The sequence below is a fragment of the Microbulbifer maximicatervae (SeqCode) genome (genome assembly GCF_052467825.1).
On record NZ_CP174327.1, the window covers coordinates 2,552,114 to 2,573,124 of the forward strand.

Annotated in this window: 17 protein-coding genes; 5 read left to right on the forward strand and 12 right to left on the reverse strand. The window is 47.6% G+C overall.

Features of this window, described 5'->3' with window-relative positions; all coding sequences use genetic code 11:
• Position 1: 1 nt before the first annotated feature.
• The 5 genes from ACJJII_RS11250 to ACJJII_RS11270 all read left to right on the forward strand — a co-directional run bounded on the left by ACJJII_RS11250 (position 2) and on the right by ACJJII_RS11270 (position 6,319).
• A complete protein-coding gene (locus tag ACJJII_RS11250; RefSeq protein ID WP_444919197.1) occupies positions 2-628 on the forward strand; it encodes a thioredoxin family protein in 627 nt (208 codons plus the stop codon).
• A 15-nt stretch (positions 629-643) separates the two neighbouring features.
• Positions 644-1,147, forward strand: a complete 504-nt coding sequence (locus tag ACJJII_RS11255; RefSeq protein WP_444919198.1) for a protein disulfide oxidoreductase — start codon at positions 644-646, stop codon at positions 1,145-1,147.
• Between the two features lie 166 nt (positions 1,148-1,313).
• On the forward strand, positions 1,314-2,135 hold the full coding sequence (locus ACJJII_RS11260; RefSeq protein WP_282934039.1) for an MBL fold metallo-hydrolase: 822 nt from the start codon (positions 1,314-1,316) through the stop codon (positions 2,133-2,135).
• A gap of 181 nt (positions 2,136-2,316) precedes the next feature.
• A complete protein-coding gene (locus ACJJII_RS11265; protein ID WP_444919199.1) occupies positions 2,317-3,024 on the forward strand; it encodes an aspartate/glutamate racemase family protein in 708 nt (235 codons plus the stop codon).
• Between the two features lie 766 nt (positions 3,025-3,790).
• A complete protein-coding gene (locus tag ACJJII_RS11270) occupies positions 3,791-6,319 on the forward strand; it encodes a TonB-dependent receptor plug domain-containing protein (protein ID WP_444919200.1) in 2,529 nt (842 codons plus the stop codon).
• A 115-nt stretch (positions 6,320-6,434) separates the two neighbouring features.
• On the opposite strand, the gene ACJJII_RS11275 is transcribed toward ACJJII_RS11270, so the two are convergent.
• The 12 genes from ACJJII_RS11275 to nuoC form a co-directional block, all read right to left on the reverse strand.
• Positions 6,435-6,893: a hypothetical protein gene (locus ACJJII_RS11275; protein WP_282934036.1), complete on the reverse strand. Its 459-nt coding sequence runs from the start codon at positions 6,891-6,893 to the stop codon at positions 6,435-6,437.
• A 73-nt stretch (positions 6,894-6,966) separates the two neighbouring features.
• On the reverse strand, positions 6,967-8,511 hold the full coding sequence (locus ACJJII_RS11280) for an NADH-quinone oxidoreductase subunit N (protein WP_444919201.1): 1,545 nt from the start codon (positions 8,509-8,511) through the stop codon (positions 6,967-6,969).
• Positions 8,508-10,106, reverse strand: coding sequence for an NADH-quinone oxidoreductase subunit M (nuoM, locus tag ACJJII_RS11285; RefSeq protein ID WP_444919202.1), 1,599 nt, complete (start codon positions 10,104-10,106; stop codon positions 8,508-8,510). Before nuoM ends, ACJJII_RS11280 begins: the two co-directional genes overlap by 4 nt.
• Positions 10,103-11,941 (reverse strand): NADH-quinone oxidoreductase subunit L, encoded by a 1,839-nt coding sequence (gene nuoL / locus ACJJII_RS11290; protein ID WP_444919203.1) that lies wholly within the window; start codon positions 11,939-11,941, stop codon positions 10,103-10,105. Before nuoL ends, nuoM begins: the two co-directional genes overlap by 4 nt.
• 1 nt (position 11,942) lies before the next feature.
• Positions 11,943-12,260 carry an NADH-quinone oxidoreductase subunit NuoK gene (nuoK, locus tag ACJJII_RS11295; RefSeq protein WP_444892930.1) on the reverse strand — a complete coding sequence of 106 codons (318 nt, stop codon included), beginning with the start codon at positions 12,258-12,260 and terminating at the stop codon, positions 11,943-11,945.
• Positions 12,261-12,264: 4 nt separating this feature from the next.
• Positions 12,265-12,774: an NADH-quinone oxidoreductase subunit J gene (gene nuoJ, locus ACJJII_RS11300; protein ID WP_413664586.1), complete on the reverse strand. Its 510-nt coding sequence runs from the start codon at positions 12,772-12,774 to the stop codon at positions 12,265-12,267.
• Positions 12,775-12,811: 37 nt separating this feature from the next.
• Positions 12,812-13,330, reverse strand: a complete 519-nt coding sequence (gene nuoI / locus ACJJII_RS11305; protein ID WP_282934031.1) for an NADH-quinone oxidoreductase subunit NuoI — start codon at positions 13,328-13,330, stop codon at positions 12,812-12,814.
• Between the two features lie 31 nt (positions 13,331-13,361).
• Positions 13,362-14,318 carry an NADH-quinone oxidoreductase subunit NuoH gene (gene nuoH / locus ACJJII_RS11310; protein ID WP_282934030.1) on the reverse strand — a complete coding sequence of 319 codons (957 nt, stop codon included), beginning with the start codon at positions 14,316-14,318 and terminating at the stop codon, positions 13,362-13,364.
• 2 nt (positions 14,319-14,320) lie between these two features.
• Positions 14,321-17,164, reverse strand: a complete 2,844-nt coding sequence (nuoG, locus tag ACJJII_RS11315; protein ID WP_444919204.1) for an NADH-quinone oxidoreductase subunit NuoG — start codon at positions 17,162-17,164, stop codon at positions 14,321-14,323.
• A 69-nt stretch (positions 17,165-17,233) separates the two neighbouring features.
• Positions 17,234-18,508, reverse strand: coding sequence for an NADH-quinone oxidoreductase subunit NuoF (gene nuoF, locus ACJJII_RS11320; RefSeq protein ID WP_444919205.1), 1,275 nt, complete (start codon positions 18,506-18,508; stop codon positions 17,234-17,236).
• Positions 18,486-19,052 (reverse strand): NADH-quinone oxidoreductase subunit NuoE, encoded by a 567-nt coding sequence (gene nuoE, locus ACJJII_RS11325; RefSeq protein WP_444919206.1) that lies wholly within the window; start codon positions 19,050-19,052, stop codon positions 18,486-18,488. Before nuoE ends, nuoF begins: the two co-directional genes overlap by 23 nt.
• A gap of 145 nt (positions 19,053-19,197) precedes the next feature.
• Entirely contained in the window at positions 19,198-21,003 is a 1,806-nt protein-coding gene (gene nuoC, locus ACJJII_RS11330) for an NADH-quinone oxidoreductase subunit C/D (RefSeq protein ID WP_413664590.1), read from the reverse strand.
• Between the last annotated feature and the right edge of the window lie 8 nt (positions 21,004-21,011).

A 21,011-nucleotide genomic window follows, 5' to 3' on the forward strand; every position in this document is an offset into this window, starting at 1 on the left:
TATGAAATTATTTTTCAACGTGAATAATTCGATACTTAGAGGAGTTTTGCTTTTATTCCTGATGTTGCCGAGCGTCGTGTTGGCAGCAGCCGTTCCTGGACAAAAAGCGCCAGAATTCTCAGTAGTGGATGCTGCTGGAAAAACTCACAATCTCTCCGATTACACAGGCCAATGGTTGGTTATTGAATGGTTTAATAAAGATTGCCCCTATGTCAGGAAACACTATGGCAGTGGTAATATGCAGTCCCTTCAAAAAAGGTATACAGCACAGAAAGTAAATTGGCTCACGGTTATTTCTTCAGCTAAAGGAAAGCAGGGCTATTTCGAGCCAGAGCAGGCTATGGCAGTTGCACAGAGTCATAATCTCGGCGCAAGCGTACCCTTCTTGCTGGATACCTCTGGAGTTATGGGGCGTGCTTATGGGGCTAAAACTACTCCGCATATGTTTATCATTAATCCTCAGGGGGAAGTCGTATATGCTGGAGCCATTGATGATAATGACTCAGCCAATCCTGCGGTTATAGGAAGTTCACACAATTATGTTTCTGCTGTACTGGATGCTTCACTGAAGGGACTGGCTGTGCCCAAGTCTTCGTCGCGGGCTTATGGGTGTAGTGTGAAGTACTAAAGGAGTTTATTTGGGGTGGAAAAAGCTCGTTATAGCTACCTGGTTCAGGCGTTGATATTTATCACCTTGGCGGTACTAATGGTTACTGCCGTGGGTTATTTCCACCAAAGAGATATCCCTGAGAACCAGGCCCCTCAGTTAGAGGGGCAATCGCTGCAGGGAAATCTCATTGATCTAAAGCAAATGTACCCTAAAGGTCCAGTATTAATTTATTTTTGGGCAACCTGGTGCCCCTATTGCCGGATAGTTTCCCCCGCTGTGACTGACCTGTCTCGGGATTACCAGGTTGTTGGTGTTGCGATGCAGTCTGGAACAGAAGAGGTGGTTACCGAATATATGCGGAATCACGAACTTGCTTTTCCTTCTCTAAATGATCCATATGGTGTTTTAAGCGCCCAATGGGGCGTAAAAGTGACGCCAACCTTGCTGATTGTCGACACTGACGGGCGCGTTGCCTGGGTCACTACTGGAGCCACATCCAAGTTGGGTTTGCAGTTGCGTTTAAAAATGACAAAGTAGCTAGTCAACATTAATGTCACTGTGTCGTATTTAAGCTTATATCAAACTCTCTTTCCCCGAGCCTGCGATGGTTGGCGTTAAAATTGCTCAATTGCCGGGGAGGACAGCCCTTATAGATATGCTTCTATAATTCCTTAAAGGTCTGTCTCTTGCGCTGGAGAGTGGCGTGTCGGTTATTGATTCTTTTGACTATCAAGATCTGGATGCGCAAAGGGTCGGCCGTTTCGACTTTGGTATCAATACAACCTTTATTGTATATCGGTTGGGTGACACTATTATCGATGCCGGCCCCAGTAACCAGTGGAAATACGTCAAGTGGTTTGTAAAAAATAAACCTTTTCGGCAATTAGTCCTCACCCATCACCACGAAGATCATAGTGGTAACGCCGGCGCAATTTATAAGCTTACTGGTATACAGCCAAGAGCCCCTAAGGCGACAGTAGAGATATTAAAGAGAGGTTTTCGGATACCGCCAATACAGATGCTGATTTGGGGGAGGGCCGGGCGTGCGGAAGCTGCGCCACTACCGGAAGATTTAAGGTTCTCCGGCGAAAAGGTAGTTGTTATCCCCGCACCAGGGCATGCCAAAGACATGACCTGTTATCTGGTTCAGGATCGAGGGTGGATATTCACTGCTGATCTGTATGTAGCTAGTAAGTTAAAGCTATTGCGTAAAGATGAAAGTATTCCAACTTTAATGCACAGTATCAAAAAAGTGCTCACCTATGATTTTGATATTATATTTTGTCCTCATAGAGGGATTGTAGAAAAAGGAAAAATCCGCTTACAAGCCAAGTATGATTATTTGTTAAATCTTGCAACTGAAGCACGGGAATTGGACCGGCAAGGATTGCCTCTTGGTGAGATTACCCACCGGCTATTGGGAAGGGAAAACTTGATGAGTGTCGTGTCCGGTTACAACTTCAGTAAGAGAAACTTAATAGCTTCCTGTATGCGGGTTGATCCTACAGAAGTGTCTGATTATTGATCTTTCACTAAGAATAAGAAAAGTATTAAATCTCGTCAGTATGTAATTTATAAGTGAGTACCGATTTTATATAAATTGGTACTTTTAATTAAGTTGTCGCTATTCCTGAATGCCCTCAATGTACAATAAGTCTTTCGACTCTCTCATGTTAGTATTTGCAACATGTATTAAGGGATATTAGATGAGCTCAAAGATGAAGAAGATTGGCCTTTTGGGTGGAATGAGTTGGGAGAGTACAGCAATTTATTATCGCCTGATTAATGAAGGAATTGCTCAAAGGTTAGGAGGGCTGCACTCGGCTGAAATTCTACTTTATAGCGTCGATTTTGAAAAAATTGCACGGTTACAAATGGAGGGTGATTGGGCTCAGGCAAGTAATCTATTGGTTGAGGCGGCAATATGCCTGGAAAAAGCTGGTGCTGAGGGCATTTTATTGTGCACTAATACTATGCATAAAGTAGCTGGAGATATTATCGAGACTATTGATGTACCTTTTTTACATATTGGTGATGCTACAGCTGAAGCACTTAAGAACAGAGGGATAAAGACCGTCGGCTTGTTGGCGACAGCTTTTACTATGGAGCAAGATTTCTATCGTGGCTATATGCAGGAAAAGTATGGGATTGAGGTTTTGATTCCGGAGCCCAGCGATAGAGAGATAGTCCACAGGGTTATTTACGAAGAGCTCTGTAAGGGGAGAGTTCTTAACAGTTCAAAAATGGAATTTATTCGTATTGTGGATTTGCTATCCAATCGAGGTGCCGAAGGTGTGATCCTAGGGTGTACAGAGATTTGCATGTTGCTTTCGCAAGAGGATACCTCTACTCACCTGATGAACTCCACAGAGATTCACGCTCAAGCCGCAATAAAGATCGCACTTGATTGTTGAATAGTGTTGCTAGGTTTACTTAGAGATATCTTTGTCAACCAAAAGTTAGACTGATGCTCCACTGTGACATCCATTAAAGCCACTCTACTAGCTTCGAAGTGTATCAGTGGGTGGTTTTTTTATAACACAAATCTACTCTTGTTAGGTTTGCTTGTCCCATATTCGTTAGTTTTTTAGTATTAACTTCTTTTGTTAAGTGGGTTTTCTGTGGATGTTTGTCTGTGGGTTAGAGCTGACAAGATAAAATGTCTTCACAGTATTTGTTTGTGGAAATGATATTTATCATGTTTATTACGGTAGGCTAAGGTTATTTTTTTACCTCAAATCATCAAATAAGTTTCATTTGTCCTCTGTAGAAGTTATTATTTGGGATATACCCTGCTTGTGTATGAATGCTCCATTTGGCTTCCCCTTGCAATAAATTTTAATTTAATCATCTAATTAGATTTATTTTATTTTTGGTAGTTTTGTCAGTATCTACATTTTTAGTCGTTCTTAATTTTTAAATTGCCTTTTTTGCTCTTGCAAATTGTAGTTTTTCTGGCATTTTCTCTGGTTGTCACACTTCTTGCAGTGAATGTATTGATGGTAACCTCCCTCTGCATAAGCGAGCTTTCAAGTGCGTAAAAAATTTTTATTGATCTCCTGGAGCACTACCTTAATTAGCCAATTTATTTTTGCTTTAACGCACAAGTTGGTTTAAGTGAAAGCTGGTTGATTTAGCTCGGAAGAAAATAAGAGATAACTAAAACAGGGTATTTCTCCTATGAATGAAAAAAAGAAGCGCTGGCTTACAGCCTGTGGCGCTCCCTCTCTGCTTGCAGCTTCGATTGCTGCACTAAGCAGTCCCACTTTTGCTGAAGATGCACTCCTTGAGGAAGTGATAACAATCGGTACCCGTGTTGAAGGGCGTTCCGCTACAGATTCCTCCGCTCCCATCGATATCGTGACCGGAGAAGAATTTGTAAACCAGGGTGATGGAGATCTCAGTAACCTGCTTAGAAACGTTGTTCCATCCTACAACGTTAATGCAAAGCCAATTTCTGATGCTGCCTCAATCGTTCGCCCTGCAAACCTGCGTGGACTGCCGCCCGATAGCACACTGGTTCTGGTGAATGGCAAGCGTCGCCATCGCGCTGCCGTCATTTCCTTCCTAGGAAGTGGTGTTTCAGATGGTGCCCAGGGGCCAGATATCTCTGCAATTCCGGCGATTGCTCTGAAACAGGTTGAGGTCCTGCGTGACGGTGCCGCAGCCCAATATGGCTCCGATGCGATTGCCGGCGTTATCAACTTTCAGTTAAAGGATGCAGCTGAGGGCGGAAGTGTTGAAGTTAAGCACGCAACCACTGTTGAGGGTGATGGTGATCAAAACACCGTTGCAGCTAACTTTGGCTTGCCATTGACAGACGCCGGCTTTGTGAATGTCAGCCTTGAGTACCGTGAGCAGGATTCTACCAGTCGAAGTGTCCAGAGAGATGATGCTGCTCAGTTGATCACCGATGGCAATACCTATGTAGCTAATCCTGCACAGATCTGGGGCCAGCCAGAAGTTAATGACGACACTAAGTTCTTTGTCAACAGCGCCATAGAGTTAAATGATGCCGCTGAGCTGTATGCCTTTGGTAACTACGCGAGTCGTTCTACTGATGGAGGTTTCTATTTCCGAAACCCCGAGAACCGATCTGGGGTTTTTACATATGAGGAAAAAGTAGACGTAAACGGGAATGGCGTTATAGATGACGACGAAGTATTCATCCACCCTCTAATTGGTGACTTAGATCCCAGTAACGGTATTGATGATTGCCAGAACGTGAGCGTGTCGGAAGCTCATGATCTCGATGAGTGTTTTTCTTATACAGAAATGTTCCCTGGAGGATTTACGCCAAGATTTGGTGGAGATCTAGAGGATTATTCTGTGGTCTTCGGCATACGGGGAGAATTTGCCAATGGGATTGGCTACGATGTTAGTGCCAGTAGAGGCCATAACGAAGTAGATTTCAATATTTATAATACGGTAAACGCTACTTTGGGCCCAGATACTCCGACTGAGTTCAGCCCTGGTGGTTATGCTCAAACTGAAACTAATTTTAATATTGATTTAACAAAGAGCACAGAAGTTGCTGGCTTGCCGCTATTTATGGCGACGGGCTTCGAATGGCGAGAAGAAGAATTTGAAGTAAAACAGGGTGATACCGCATCCTGGCAAATTGGCGATTTGGCAGAACAGGGTTTCTTGATTGGGTCTAATGGGTTTTCTGGTTTTGGCCCAGAAACTGTAGGCACTTTCGACCGCGACAATATAGCGATTTACTCTGACTTTGAGCTCGAAGTAAATGATGATCTTCGATTAGGCGCAGCTTTGCGTTGGGAAGATTTTTCTGATTTTGGCGATACTTTTAACTATAAACTGTCAGGTCATTACACAATCAATGATGCTATTGCCTTGCGCTCTACATGGAGTACGGGCTTCCGTGCACCAACTCCAGCACAATCTAATATCAGCAATGTAACAACAGCTTTTACTAATGGCCAGTTAGAGAACAAGGGCACTATCCCACCAACAAACCCAATTGCTCAGTTAAGAGGCGGAACGCAGTTACAGCCAGAAGAATCTGATAGCTTTACATTGGGGGCGATATTCTCAGCAGGTGATTGGGAAATTACAGTTGACTATTTCCAGATTTCTGTGGATGACAGGATTACCCAGTCTGCGGATCAATTGCTGACCGATGATGAACGCGCTCAGTTAGTGGCTGATGGTATCAGCGGCGCTGACTCTTTAACCTTCTTCCGTTTCTATACTAATGATTTTGACACTAAAACCCGTGGTGTTGACATAGTAGCAACCTATCCAGTAGGCGATGCTACGGACCTTAGTTTCGCTTGGAATTGGACTGATACTGAAGTAACTGATTTCAGGGAAGAGACTATAAGTGATATGCGTCTTAGGCAGCTGGAAGACGGATTGCCAAATGTTCGTGGTAATGCCACTTTTAATCACACAGGAGATAATTGGCGAGGCCTAGTGCGACTCAACTACTACGGTAGCTACTGGGAAGCACATTTGGATGACTATAGTCTGCCCATCGACGCCGGTGATGAATTTACAGTAGATATTGAGGCTGCGTATGACTTCAATGATTCCATGACCTTGATCGCAGGTGCGGAAAACGTATTCAACAACTATCCAGATAAAAACCCCTGGTCCGGTGTTGCTGGAGCGGAATATCCGGAAACGGCACCTATGGGATTCAATGGAGCTCTGTACTACGTAAGAGCGCAGTATGAGTTCTAAGTAATCCCAGCTGTAGCTGGAATTTTGTAGCTGGCTAACCTGGTGTTTCTTAATACCGGGTTAGCCAACTGCAGAATTATGTGACGATTAGATCCCGCTGTAAGTAGCGGGATTTTTACATATCCCACAGTGAATTTGTGGCCATAGATAAGGTAATTCTTTCCTTATCTTGTATTTGCTTTAGGTCTTCAAACACCTCTTTCACCTCCATCGACTCAATTGCCCCATACACCGCCTGATAGAGTTCTGAGAAATAGCGATCTACCTCTCGTCCCATATTATTAATTTCACGAATTGTGGGTGGATCACTCAGATTGAGGCGGCGAATAAAGTCATTGGCACTTTCTTCATGGGTGTATTGCAGCCATGTCTTCATCACCTTATTTTGCGCTACATCATTGTAGTTCTGCAGGTTTTTCGCCATTCTCTGCTCATGCTCAAGCATGTGTTTTAATAGCAATTGGGTTCGGTAGTCCTCTGATTTATCCAGTAAGGTCTCGTAAACAGCTGCCATTTCCAGGTGAAATCTCTCAGCATCCTTGATGACTTCAAATGCTTGTTTGAAAGTCTTCATAGTAAGTACCCTCTGATGACCAGGCTATTGCCTGGGCTTTAAAATATTTTTACATCAGCACTCGCTCTCTACTTTATATAGCATTTATCCAGTTAATAAGGATCTGTGGAAATATTCCGAAAAAAACCAGTACAGCAGCGAGAGTTGCGATTAAAAACTGCCCTGAGGTGGTAATTTGTAACGTTTCGCTGTTACTGCTAGTGTCAATGGCATCTCTTTGTACCATCGTAAGTAGAAGACGAAGGTAATAGAAGAGGCCCAATGCACTACCAATAACCACACCAGCGAGAAGAGCCCACATTTTTCCTTCTACACCTGCGGTAAAGACGTAAAACTTCCCAATAAATCCAATAGTTAAGGGAATTCCAGCCAGAGATAGCAGCATTAGAGCAAGACAGCTCGCCAGCCATGGACTACGCCAGAGTAATCCCCGGTAAAAGTCCCTGTGATAAGGATCATCTGCACTGTTGGTCACGTCGCTGACATTTGTTCCATTGGTTAGTTGTGTGGCCTCGACTGAATCGGCTATCAGGCCAACAATTGCAAAGGCTCCTAGTGTAGTAATGACATAGGCGACCATGTAATAAATAACCGCCTCTGTACCAAACGCGCTATTGCCGATGATAAACGCCACAATTAAATAGCCTATATGGCCGATTGAGGAGTAGGCCAGCAGCCTTTTGATATTGTTTTGCATCAGGGCCAATAAATTTCCTATCAGCATGCTGGCTATGGCGGCGATTGTCAGTAAGTCAATAAGAATAGGGCTCTGGTAGAGATTTAAGGTATTAAAGAATCGCAACAGAAAGGCAATTACGGCTGTTTTTCCCACTGTGGCGATCAACGCCGTCGTAGGCGTAGGTGCGCCCTGGAATACATCGGGTGTCCAGATATGAAATGGAACCAGTGATAACTTGAAAGCAACAGAAATGACCAGCAGAGTGGCGCCGGTTGCAAAAAGAGCAGAAGTCTGTGAAAGATCCTGTATCCGTGTAGCGATACTGCCAAAGTCCAGTGCCCCAGACGCCGCATAAATTAATGCGATACCGAATAGCCCGAGAGCGGTAGAAAGTGCTGAAAGGATTAAGTATTTAAAGGCAGATTCCAGGGAATTTATTTGATCTTTGCTTGAGGATAAATTGCCAGTAACCGCAAATCCCAACAGTGGATACAGTGCGAGGCTAATTAATTCTATACCGAGGAAGAAAGTGGCAAAGTGGCTGGCAAATACCAGGGTGCTTGCTCCCAAAATGGCAAGTAAATGTAGTATATAAAACTCTTCTGGATAGCTATCCGGATTTCTATTCAGGTCACACCGAAGTTTTAAGTAGTTGTACCCCATAACGCTGACGGCTATGGCGGTAACTAATATCAGCAGACAGAAGAACAATGAGTTGTAGTCAATCGAGAGTAGGGCAGTCACTTGAATGGACCCGTTATTGCCCGATAGGGTGGCTCCAACCCAGAAACAGGCAATGATAGCGGCTACCATAGTGATAAGAGTTGTAACCAGAGCGCCCGCATGATTTCTCCAGAAGGATACTTGGAGCAGCAAAATTACAATACCGGCACTAATCAGTAAAAGCGGTAGGATAGAAAATAGTTCTTGGGCACTCATAGAGATGTACCTGTATTAGCGCTTTTAGCAGTAGGAGAGGATAAGCTTGCTGAAGTTTCCGGCCCTGTCTTTTCTATGACGACTTCTTCATTTTCAGGGGCCTGAAACTTTTGCATTGATTTAGCAATCGTAGGCTCGGCGATATCAAAGATAGGCTGAGGGCGGAGCCCGAAGATCACGAGAAGCACCGCCAGTGAAAGAAGCGCAGAGATCTCCCTGAGGCTTAGATCACTGACAGTTTTCCCCTCTGTAGCTGGTTTCAATTTGTCATTAAACTTGCCAAAGAAGACACGCTGCATCATCAATAGTGCATAGAGTGCTGCTCCAATAAGCCCAATTGCTGCAATAACCGTTAACCAGTGATTAGCTTTAAAGCTACCAACAAGCACCAGGAATTCGGCAACAAAATTACCGAGCCCAGGCAGTCCCAGCGAGGCAATGGCAAAGAAGAGTGCAACGGCGGATAGCTTTGGCAGAAGAGGCCAGACACCGCCGAGCTGGCTCATATCCCGAGTATGGAGACGATGCTGTAGTGCGCCTACTAATGCGAAGAGAGCAGCGGTACTCAAGCCGTGGGCGATCATTTGCATCACTGCGCCCTGCAGGGCGATAGTATTCAACGCGTAGAGCCCCAATAGAACAAATCCCATATGGCTCACACTGGAATAGGCCACAAGCCTTTTCATATCCTTCTGAGCGAATGCCAGCGATGCGCCGTAGACCACACTGATGGCTCCAATGGTCATTGCAACCGGTGCAAAAGCTTGTGAACTCTCCGGGAATAAGGGCAGTGTAAAACGCAATAAACCATAGGCTCCTGTTTTCAACAGAATCGCTGCCAGCAGAATACTGCCGGCAGTAGGGGCCTGGGTATGGGCGTCAGGTAGCCAGGTATGGAAGGGCAGCGCTGGCAACTTGACGATAAAGGCAATAAAAAATCCGAGCATTAGCCAATAAGCTGCTGTTGCAGACATTTGAGCACCCAACAAATCCATATAGTTAAAGGTCAGTTGTCCGCTATTCCGATAGTGGATAAATGCCAAGGCAACGATGGCAATCAGCATTAACAAGCTGCTTGCCTGGGTGAAAATAAAGAACTTTATCGCAGCGTAGACTCTGCCCTCATAGCCCCAAACTGCAATCAACAGCAGCATGGGAATCAGCATGACTTCCCAGAAGAAAAAGAATAAAAACAGGTCGATAGCGGTAAACACACCGACAATACCGGCCAGTGTCCACAGGTAGTTAAAATAAAAAAAGCCGCGCCGGAAGGTGACATCATTCCAGGTCATTACTAACCCAAAGATCCCCATCCCCATTGTCAGTAGCAGCATAAGAAAGCTGAGTCCATCAATCGCCAGATGGAAGCTGATCCCAAACCTGGGTATCCAGGATACCAAAAGGCTATCCCACCACTGACTGTCACCTGTAACAGCTGTGGACTCTGCCTGGGGGAAATAGCTGATCAAGAGTAGGGATGCGATTATCAGGGAAACCAGGCTGATTAAGCGTCCACCCTCATAGAGATGTCTCTCTGCCAGCCAGGCTAATATTCCCCCAACAAATAAAATTATAATTATTGCCAGTAATGTCATAGAGCCACCAACAGGGCTAGGAATAAAATTGATCCGGCTACAAAGGTGGCCAGGTACCAACGTATTTGGCCGTTTTGTGAAGAGCTGAGGGCGTTATTTAAATGTGCACTCAGCGAAGCGGTACCCTTGTAGATGCTGTCGATAATATCTTTGTGGTTAAGGGCGGTGATAAATTTAAAAGGTCTTACAAAGACCCGGTCATAGACCCAGTCAAAACCCCATCCCTTAAACCAAAACTGCATTAGTGGAGAGCGCTGCTCCCCAACTTTCTTCTCGAACAGGAACATTTTCCAGGCGATAAACAGGCCGATCAGCGGCATGGCAATGGCAATGGCTTCAATGACCCAGGAGTGGTGTTCGTCGGTTGGGGTGCCAAAGACTCCCTGGAGAGGTGGAGCGAGAATTCCACCAAATAGGGCAAGTACAGCGAGGAGGCCCAAGGGAAGCATCATCACCGTGTTATTGGCGTCTTTACAGTGTGAGGAGGCGCTGCCCTCACTGCCCAGAAATGCAAGAAACAGAACCCGGAAGCTATAAATCCCTGTGACCAGCGCACCTAATAGACCGGCAAGCCAAAGCAGGTTTATTCCTTGATGATATTCATAAGCACTGAGCAAAATATGATCTTTGCTGTAGAAACCGGATGTAAATGGGAGTGCTGCCAGGCAGGCGCAACCGATGGTAAAGCAGATAAAGGTAAAGGGGATTTTGCGATAGAGGCCGCCCATGGCAAAGATATTCTGCTCGTGATGTACGCTCAGGATTACTGACCCTGCGGAGAGGAAGAGCAGAGCCTTGAAGAAGGCGTGGGTCATCAAATGGAAGATGGCTCCTGACCAGGCACCGACACCCAGGGCCAGGAACATATATCCAATCTGGGAGATGGTTGAATAGGCCAGGACCCGTTTGATATCACTTTGTGCGATAGCACTGAATCCAGAGATTAATAGAGTCAGAGCGCCGACAATGGCTACAGCTGTCATGGCGGTTCCAGACAGCTGATAAAGCGGGTGCATACGGGCGATCAAGTAGACCCCGGCCGTCACCATGGTGGCAGCGTGGATAAGGGCGCTGACGGGAGTGGGGCCTGCCATCGCATCGGGAAGCCAGGTCTGGAGTGGAATCTGTGCTGACTTACCCACAGCGCCCCCCAGTAACAGCAGCATAGCGATAGTGACAATTTGAGTGTTGACCCCGGGATTCCCTGCCGCTGTGATGAGCTCCGGTATATTTAGTGATGAGAACTCAAAGAACAACAGGAACAAGCCGATCGCCATGGCGGTATCGCCGACGCGGGTGACGATAAATGCTTTCTGCGCGGCCGCGCCGTTTGCGGGGTCCTTATACCAAAAGCCAATGAGCAAGTAGGAACAAAGACCAACGCCTTCCCATCCCAGATAGAGAAGTACCAGGTTGTCCGCCATTACAAGAATTAACATGGCAGAGACAAATAGATTCAGGTAGGAAAAGTAGCGGCGGAAATCCGGATCTTCACGCATATATCCGGCTGAGTATAAGTGAATAAGGAAGCCCACTCCGGTAATGATCATCAGCATTACCAGGGTTAGCCAGTCCACATGAAAGGTGAAGCCGAGTTGGAGGTCAGATACTCGCATCCACTGCCAAACTGACAGCGTAACGACCGATTCCGGGTTGCCCAGAAAGGTGGAGAGTGCGAGGTTAAAAACCAGAATCGCTGCGATTCCCACGCTACCCACTCCAATCAGGCTCACCAACTTTTGTGAGGGTTCCTTTTGTGTAAACAGTGGAATACTGATGAGGGTCAGGAAACCAAGAAAGGGAAGCAATGGTATCCAGGCTAGTGATCCGTTCATATTAACCCCTCAATCCATTGAGCTGGTCAATATCGACCGTGTGTTTTCGATAATAGAATTGCAAGACCAGCGCCAGTGCAATGGCTACTTCGGCAGCGGCCAGGGTGACAACAAAAACAAACATCACCTGCCCATCAGCATTGCCCCAGTGTGCGCCGGCGACAACAAACATTAATGCTGCAGCATTGGTGCAAATTTCAATACACATCAGCATAAAAATAATATTTCTTCGGATTAGTAATCCGGCTAACCCCAAGCAAAACAGAATGGAGGCCAACAGCACGCCAGCCTCCAAACCAGGTGCAGATTCGATAGGCATAGCTTCACTCCGGTTTAACTGTTCTTCTGTGTCGGGCGAGGTGAAAAGCTCCAACAAGCCCTGCTAAAAGCAGCATTGAAGCCAGTTCGACAGCGAGAACGTAATGGCTAAAAAGTGCGATACCGACTTGTTTGGGCCCGATATAGTGGTAGGTTTGCTCTGAAGGAATTTGCCCGCTACTAACCAGCAGAAGTAGCTGGATTAACAAAATGGCTGATAGAAGGGCTGGGCCAATCCAGGTGTGGGGTTGTAACCAGGCTTGCTCCTGTGCAACTGAAGCGTCTCCCTGATTGAGCATCATGATGACAAAAATAATCAATACCATGATTGCGCCGGCATAAATAATAACTTCCAAAGCTGCCGCCAGGGGGGCGCCAAACTGGTAGAAAATAACGGCAACCGATAAAAGTGAAGTGACAAGATAAAGTAGCGCGTGGACCGCGTTCTTGTGAAAGATAACCATGGCGGTTGAGACAATGGCAACCGCAGCGGTTAAGTAGAAAATGTAATTCACTGGGAAAACCTCTTTTTAGTTATTAGCCTTATTGAAATCAGAGATTTAGGCTTTTTACATTAATGGGCTCGGCCTCATTTTGAGCTTCGCCCTTGTCCTTACCTGAGATGGCCTTTCCTGCAATTTGATAAAAGCTGTAGTCGTGATACTTACCGGGGCCACTGATTAGAAGATCTTCCTTTTCGTACACCATGTTTTGCCGATCGTACTCGCACATCTCAAAGTCAGGTGTTAGCTGAATGGCATAGGTTGGGCAGGCATCTTCACAAAGCCCACACATAATGCAGCGGGAAAAATTGATACGAAAATATTCGGGACGCCAGCGGCCGTCTGGATCTTCTGTTTTTTGTAGTGAAATACAATCAGGAGGGCAGGCAACGGCACAGAGATTACAGGCAACGCAGCGCTCGTCACCGTTGGGATCTCGGGTGAGCACGATCCTGCCACGATATCTGGGTGCCAGGTAGGGCTTTTGGTCAGGGTATTGTACGGTAACGTTCTTCCGGAACAGGTGTTTAAATACCAACCACATGCTGCGAATCTGGCTTGAAATCATTTCTTTGGCCTCGCACGCTTATTTTAATTTTCTAGGCTGTCCACAAAAGTACCGCTGCGGTAGCCAGTAGGTTGATCAGGGCCAGAGGTAGCATGACCTTCCAGCCAAATTTCATTAATTGGTCGTAGCGGGGGCGTGGAATCGCCGCCCTTAACAGAATAAACACACCAACCAGAATGGCAGTCTTCAGGCAAAACCAGATAAATGGGGGCAGTAGGGGGCCGTGCCATCCACCGAGAAACAGGGTGGTGATTAGTGCTGAAATTAGGATTACTGCCAGGTATTCACCCACAAAGAACATGCCGAACTTCATACCGGAGTATTCGGTATGGAATCCCGCTGTCAGTTCGTGCTCAGCTTCCGGAAGATCAAATGGAGTTCTGCGGCTCTCGGCAATACCGGCAATAAAGAAAACAATAAAACCAAGGAATTGAGGGATGATAAACCAACCATCTGCCTGGGCATTAACAATCTCGCGCAGATTGAAACTGCCAGAAAGCATAACAACGCCCATCAGGCTCAAACCCATAAATACTTCATAGGACACGGTTTGAGCGGCAGCCCTTAGCCCTCCGAGCAGAGCATATTTATTATTTGATGCATATCCCCCAAGAATTACGCTATAGACCGCAATAGAACTCATAGCCAGCACAAACAGTAAACCGATATTCAGGTCGGTGACCCCAATATTGGGCGATATGGGCACTACGGCAAAGGCAATCAACATGGTTGCCATAACTACAGTGGGTGCCAGTACAAATACGGGAATATCTGCAAATTTCGGAGTGAAGTCTTCCTTGAAGAACAGCTTGATCATATCTGCAATAACTTGCAGGGTGCCAAATTTCCCTACCCGGTTAGGGCCCGGGCGATCTTGCCAAAAGCCCAATAGGCGGCGCTCGCCCCAAGTTAAAATGGCTGCTAGCAGCACGGTAACTATCAATACGCCGAAAATATTGAGCAATATGATCCAGATATTTGTGCTCATAATTAGTCCTCTTGCCCGATTGCGGAGCTTTCTTCCACTGGCAACAGATTGGCGCCACCCGGTAATACGGGGGAAAGAGTTTCAAGCCCTGGAAGACCATAGGGCACACCCAGGCTGCCCGAAGGTTGGCTATCGGAGATAACCACACTGCCCCGGAAAACACCGCTATTGGTGTCTAACGCCACTGTGTCTCCCTGGTTGAGGTTGGCACTTTCGGCATCACCGCGATTTAAAGTAAAGAATGGCTTATCGATCACTTTAGCGATGGCCATTGCGCGGTTACTGAGCTCTTCCGAACCAAACATTCGGTAAATCGGCAGTGTCGCTAGACTGTGGTTATCGCTATCTGTATCGCCATCGGAGGCTATGGGCAAGGACCACTCCGATAGTGCTTGCTCTCGCCGCTGGATATATTTACCCGAGGCACCACCACGGCGTTCGCCACCCACTTCCTGCTGAAACTTGAAAATTGATTGGTTGGAGTTCCATCCGGGAGACCAGATATTGGCTTGCAGCGGCGATCGGTTCGGATTGTGCACACCTTCCATGCTAAAGCTCATGGGAGCATCGGGGTCTTGGTGTGGGGGCTCCTCTGAGACATGTTGCTCTGCGTGAATAGCCGTGCGCCCACTGTAGCGAGCGGTCTGTCGAGCAACCTTGAGCCCGTCAATCCGGAAGTTTTCATCCGGCCCTAAATCTTTGATGACCTTGAGTGAAGAAACACTTTCCGCTAGGGAATCGGTGATATCCGGGCAGTGATTCCAATTGATAATAGTGTCGATACTCTCGGAGTGTTCTGTGCAAAAACCAGCGGCATCTACCAGCCAGCGCCAGCTCTCCTGGATATAGCCAGTGCCTTCATAGACCGCATAAAATCGCTGTGCCAAACCAGTATTGTTAACAAATGTCCCTTGGGATTCGGCCGTTGCGGATACAGGAAAGATTAAGTCGGCATGTTTGGCGGTTTCATTGAGCAGGGTGTCCAGCAGAATGATATGGTCGACGCTGGCAAACAGACTGTTTAACTCTTCACTCGCGATTCTTAAGGAGAGGTCATTCTCCAGAATCACTAGGGTTTTATCGATATTGGTTTTGTCATTCTTGAGTTCAGTGATCAGTTGCTCAAGGGAACCGGTTTCGGGCTCAAACAGTTGAATAACTCCTAAGCTATTAGCCTCTTCACAACACAAGTATAGAGAAGTAGGTTTGCCATTTTTTTCTGCCAGTGCACTGGCGATTTTGGCTGCGCTGTGGGTAAGGTGGATATTTTTGCTGCTGGTTCCAGAGATGATCACTGGGTTCTTGGCCGCAGTTAATATTGCTGAGACTCTTTCAGCTTCCTCCAGATTCTCTGGACTCAGTGAAATTTTGTTGCTTTTAACCTCCAGAATATTATTGCCAATTGCCTGGCCGATTTGGGCAGCCTGTTCCGGCAGGGTATAGATCGCTTTACAGGTAATATCTGAGATCTGATTGAGTTCAGTGCCGATAAAAATAATCGGGCTGGGTTCACCCTCTAATTGTCGAACGGAAGCATCCTGCCACAAGGGTATTCTTAATGATTCAGCTTGTTCTTTTTGGCGGCTCCGTGCTGCTTGGCGAACTGCCAGGGCAACCCTGGGGGCTGTGTTGTAGATATCTTCTCCGAGTATCAATACAACATCTGAATTTTCTATCTCAGGGATGGTCGGGCTGTGGATATTGGCATCGCTCTGAATTCTATCGACAAGGTGTAGTAGCTGCATATCCCGCTGGTTGAGGCCAGAGAAGAAGTTATCCCGCCCTACAAACTTTAATAGGGCGAAGTTATTTTCCAATGATGCCCTGGGTGAACCTATGCCTATTAAGTGATGCTCACCTCTTTGCGCAGATGCGAGTTTTTCTGAAAGTGAGAACACCGCGTCCTTGGGAGAAACCTCTTTGTGCAAACGTTCATCAGTTTCTGCTGTAGAGCTGATCACATCATCTTTGCGCGCAGAAAGTACCTGGGTTATCCGGCTCTTACTGTTGACATATTCGTATCCAAAGCGCCCCCGATCACAGAGAAAATAGCCGTTGATATCGTGGTGATATAAGTTGACCACACGGCGCAACATCGGGTCTTGGTTGTTGCCGGATTCCCTCGCTCCAGGCGCGGTGTTGCAACCCACGGCACAGTGTTCACAGACTGAGGGGGCTGTTTGCAAATCCCATTTTCGGACAAAGTGCTGGCTGAAAGTCTTATCGGTAAATACTCCGGTGGGGCACACTTCGACAAGGTTCCCACTAAAACCATTTTCCAGCATGCCCTCGGTATTGCGGCCAAAAAAGACCTGGTGATTGCGACCCAGTGCTTGTAAATCCTCGCCACCGGCATAGTCGTGATAGAACCTGACACATCGATAGCAGGTAATACAGCGATTCATTTCGTGATTGATAAAGGGGCCGAGATACTGGTTTCGGTGGGTGCGCTTGGTACCCTGATAGCGGCGCATGGTATGACCGGACATTTCAGTCATATCCTGTAAGTGGCACTCGCCACCCTCCTCACAAACCGGACAGTCATGAGGGTGGTTGGTCATCAAGTCTTCTATCACAGAACCGCGAAAATCTTTTGCAGCTTCCGAACTGACACTGTAAATACCGCCGTCTTTTATCGGCGTCATACAGCTCATAATCAACCGGCCTCGTTGATCTTCGCTGTCCTTATGCTCGATAACTGCACATTGGCGGCAGGCGCCAACAGAACCCATGGCGGGGTGCCAGCAAAAATAGGGGACATTCAAACCCAGGGACAGGCAGGCAGTGAGCAGGTTTTGATCTCCATCAACCTGGTATTTATTACCGTCTATTGTGATGGTTGGCATTTGAAATCCATTTTCTTTTTATTAATGCTTTCAGGGGCAGGGTTGTTGTACTAATTTAGTCGCGCTAATTTATTGATAGGGGCAACAACCGCCTTCAATATGGTCGATAAAATCCTGCTCAAAGAGTTTTAACGCGCTTTGTATAGGCTCGGCGGCGCCGGGAGCCAGGGCGCAAAAGGTATTGCCGGGGCCAATACGCTCGCACTGTTCCCTGAGGAGTTCCAAGTCTTCTTTAGTCCCCTGGCCAGACTCTATTCTCTCCAGAATTTTGACGGCCCAGGGCAAGCCGTCCCGGCAGGGGGTACACCAGCCACAGGATTCCCGAGCGAAGAACTGGGTCAAGTTCAGCACCAGGCCTACGGGGCAGGTTTTATCGTCGAGCACGGTGATCGTGCCGGTCCCCATACGGCTGCCGGCCTTGCCGATAACGTCGTAATCCATGGGAAGGTCGAGGTGGTCTGGGCCGAGGAAATCGGTTGACCCTCCGCCGGGAAGAATGCCCTTCAGTTGCAGGCCATCTTTCATGCCACCGGCATGTTGTTCAATAATTTCGCGAATGGGCGTCCCCATTGGGAGTTCCCAAGCCCCTGGATTATTAACCTTGCCGCTAACACCAAATATTTTGCTTCCCGCATCGTCACCCCGGCTAAGGTTTTTGTACCACTCCACGCCGTGGCTAATTAAATGGGGGAGGTTGCACAAGGTCTCTACATTGTTAACGACAGTGGGTTTGCCCCAAAGCCCGCTGACCTGTGGAAAGGGGGGCTTGGCACGGGGAATGGCCCGCTTGCCTTCAAGGGCGTTTAGCAGTGCGGTTTCTTCACCACAGATATAGTTACCGGCGCTGCGGTGCAGGCAGATCTCCAGATTAAAGCCACTGTCGAAAATGTTTTCGCCAATCATGCCCTGCTGCTTGGCTTCATCGATTGCCTGTTCGAGACGGTTTGCAGCCAGGTGGTATTCACCACGAATAAAAATATAGGCGTGAGAGGCGCCAATGGCATAGGCGGCTATAGCCATCCCCTCAAGAAGGAGGTGAGGATCTCGCTCCATTAGCAATCGGTCTTTGAAGGCGCCGGGTTCCATTTCATCGGCGTTACAGACAACGTACTTCTGCTTGGGCGAATCTTTACCCCTAGGTACAAAACTCCACTTCAGCCCAGTGTTAAACCCCGCTCCACCGCGTCCGCGCAGGCCTGCATCTTTTACTTCGTTGATAATATCGTCCGGTACCATGGTGATGGCTTTGCGCCAGCCCTGGTAGCCGTCGTTTTCCACATATTGCTCAATAGTGGCGGCAATATTTTCACTGGAAATATTCTTAGTCAGTGGATTTGTCAGCATGGTATTTTTTCTTCTTATCGATTAATTCATCAATACCTTTCTCATCCAAGTGGCGGTGCATTTCCTCGCCAAGCATAAGGACTGGGGCTTTGTCACAATCTCCCAGGCAAGGCGTTTCCAGCAGGGTGAAAATCCCATCTTCGGAGGTCTCTCCAGGCTGGATATTTAAGCGCTCAGATATTTTTTTCTGCAAATTATCGCAACCCATAATCCAGCAGCTGGAGCTTTTGCACAGGTAGATCACTTCCTTGCCTACTGGTTGGCGGAAAATCAACTGGAAGTAGGTGGCGACACTCTCAAGTTCTGCAACGGGAATATCCAGATAATTGGAAATTGCCTGGAGGCTCTCGTCGGAAATCCAGCCGCGATGTTTCTGTACAATCCGCAACGCCTCGAGCCCCACTGAAGTTTTCTCGTGGTAGTGGGTGGCTTCCTGATCAATTTCCTCTTTTTCTTGTACTGTTAAGGTCACCTGGTTGTCTGCTGAGTTGCTATTGCCTTGCTCCATTACTTCAATCAATTCCGGTTCTAATAAGCTGGACATAGTCGCCCCCGAGATAGAACTTGCGGAGGTGTCGTTGAGGCGCTGCTGCCATCTGTGTGTGCGGTGGCTGAAACGCTGGGTGTATTTCCGTGCACTTTTCTACTCCGCTGCTGTACGGCCCTGTGCCTGCCGTAGTTTTTTATTGTTATCTGTCCACATCCGCCATGACGAAGTCGATGCTGGCAATAATGGCAATAAGGTCAGCAATCAACAGTCCGTTGGACATCAACGGAATCATTTGCAGGTGTGGGAATGAAGGGGTGCGAATTCGGGTCCTGTATGAGGTGGTCCCCCCATCACTAACGATCTGGTAGCTGTTGATACCTTTGGTGGCCTCAATGGGATAACACACTTCGCCGGCTGGCATTACCGGTCCCCAGCTGTTATTCACAAAGTGCTGAATTAAAGTCTCGATATCCTCCATGGTGCGCCCCTTTCGCGGAGGGGTAGTCAAAGGGTGGTCCGACTTATAAGGGCCTGCCGGCATATTTTCCAGGCACTGGCGGATAATCCGCAGGCTCTGCCAAATCTCATCCACCCGGACCCGGCAGCGGTCGAAACAGTCCCCACCATCGTAGCTGGGAATCTCGAACTCGAACTGATCATAGCCGCTGTAAGGACGCTTTTTGCGCAGATCCCAATCCAGGCCCGTGGCGCGAAGCCCTGGCCCGGTAACCCCCCACTCAAACGCCTCCGCCGTATCGTAGACACCAATGCCACGGGTACGGCGTTGCAGGAGTTTATTTTTAATGACCATGCCGTCGTAATCGGCTAAGCGTGCGGGCATATAGTCGAGAAATTCCCGCACCATCTTGTCCCAACCTTGGGGTAAGTCCTGCGCTACTCCGCCGATACGGAACCATGCCGGGTGCATTCTGCCGCCGGTAATGGCCTCAACTATTCCAAACAGTTTTTCCCTATCGATAAACATATAGAACACGGGAGACATCTGCCCCACGTCCTGGGCAAAGGTGCCAAAAAATACCAGGTGGCTGGATATGCGGAAGAACTCGCACATCATCACCCGTATCATCTGTGCGCGTTCAGGGACCTTAATGCCGGCGAGTTGCTCCAGTGCCATCACATAGGGCAGGTTGTTCATGACACCGCCGAGGTAATCGATACGGTCGGTGTAGGGCACATAGGTATGCCAGGCCTGGCGCTCGGCCATCTTCTCTGCACCGCGATGGTGGTAACCGATATCTGGCACTGCATCGATAATTTGTTCACCATCCAGCTGAAGGGCTACACGGAATACCCCATGCACACTGGGGTGATTCGGGCCCAGGTTGAGGAACATAAACTCTGAGTCTTCATTACTCCTGGCCATGCCCCAATCTTCCGGCCGGAACAGCAGGGCGTCTTGTTCTTTGCGCTCTTTCTCTTCTGACAGACTAAATGGGTCGACTTCGGTAGCTCGGGCGTGATGATCCTTGCGCAGTGGATGCCCCTTCCAGGTCAGGGGCATCATGATTCTCTGTAAATGGGGATGACCGGGAAAGTCGATACCGAATAGATCCCACACTTCCCGTTCATACCAGTTGGCATTCTCCCAAACGGCAGTAATAGTCGGTGCGCTCAGATCACTCTCGGGAAGAGCCACCTTGATACGAATAAATAAATTGCGGGTAAATGAAAGTAGTTGATATACCAGGGTGAAATCGCTGGAAGGCTGTTTTTCGGTTCCCTCCCCACGGTTGACCCGCAGCCGTTCGTCGATAGCACTCAGGTCATACAGCATTTCAAATGGCTGGGTGATATCCCGCTTGAGAAAGAGTAAAAGAGGGATCAAGGCATGTTTCTCGATCCACAGTGTGGGCATATCATCACAGTGTGGCTGCCACCAGAACGAGTGAAGCTTATATCCGGTGTCGAGGTCCCGAATAAATGCCTCTGCTGCTTTCCTGTAGGGAGTTGCTGTGTGGACAGTTTTCGCAATTACGCCAGTCATTGGCTATT

Coding starts and splice junctions, on each gene's coding strand:
- ACJJII_RS11250 (WP_444919197.1), top strand. CDS start 2: ATGAAATTATTTTTCAACGTGAATAATTCGATACTTAGAGGAGTTTTG.
- ACJJII_RS11265 (WP_444919199.1), top strand. CDS start 2,317: ATGAGCTCAAAGATGAAGAAGATTGGCCTTTTGGGTGGAATGAGTTGG.
- ACJJII_RS11270 (WP_444919200.1), top strand. CDS start 3,791: ATGAATGAAAAAAAGAAGCGCTGGCTTACAGCCTGTGGCGCTCCCTCT.
- ACJJII_RS11275 (WP_282934036.1), bottom strand. CDS start 6,893: ATGAAGACTTTCAAACAAGCATTTGAAGTCATCAAGGATGCTGAGAGA.
- ACJJII_RS11280 (WP_444919201.1), bottom strand. CDS start 8,511: ATGAGTGCCCAAGAACTATTTTCTATCCTACCGCTTTTACTGATTAGT.
- nuoM (WP_444919202.1), bottom strand. CDS start 10,106: ATGACATTACTGGCAATAATTATAATTTTATTTGTTGGGGGAATATTA.
- nuoL (WP_444919203.1), bottom strand. CDS start 11,941: ATGAACGGATCACTAGCCTGGATACCATTGCTTCCCTTTCTTGGTTTC.
- nuoK (WP_444892930.1), bottom strand. CDS start 12,260: ATGCCTATCGAATCTGCACCTGGTTTGGAGGCTGGCGTGCTGTTGGCC.
- nuoI (WP_282934031.1), bottom strand. CDS start 13,330: ATGATTTCAAGCCAGATTCGCAGCATGTGGTTGGTATTTAAACACCTG.
- nuoH (WP_282934030.1), bottom strand. CDS start 14,318: ATGAGCACAAATATCTGGATCATATTGCTCAATATTTTCGGCGTATTG.
- nuoG (WP_444919204.1), bottom strand. CDS start 17,164: ATGCCAACCATCACAATAGACGGTAATAAATACCAGGTTGATGGAGAT.
- nuoF (WP_444919205.1), bottom strand. CDS start 18,508: ATGCTGACAAATCCACTGACTAAGAATATTTCCAGTGAAAATATTGCC.
- nuoE (WP_444919206.1), bottom strand. CDS start 19,052: ATGTCCAGCTTATTAGAACCGGAATTGATTGAAGTAATGGAGCAAGGC.
- nuoC (WP_413664590.1), bottom strand. CDS start 21,003: ATGACTGGCGTAATTGCGAAAACTGTCCACACAGCAACTCCCTACAGG.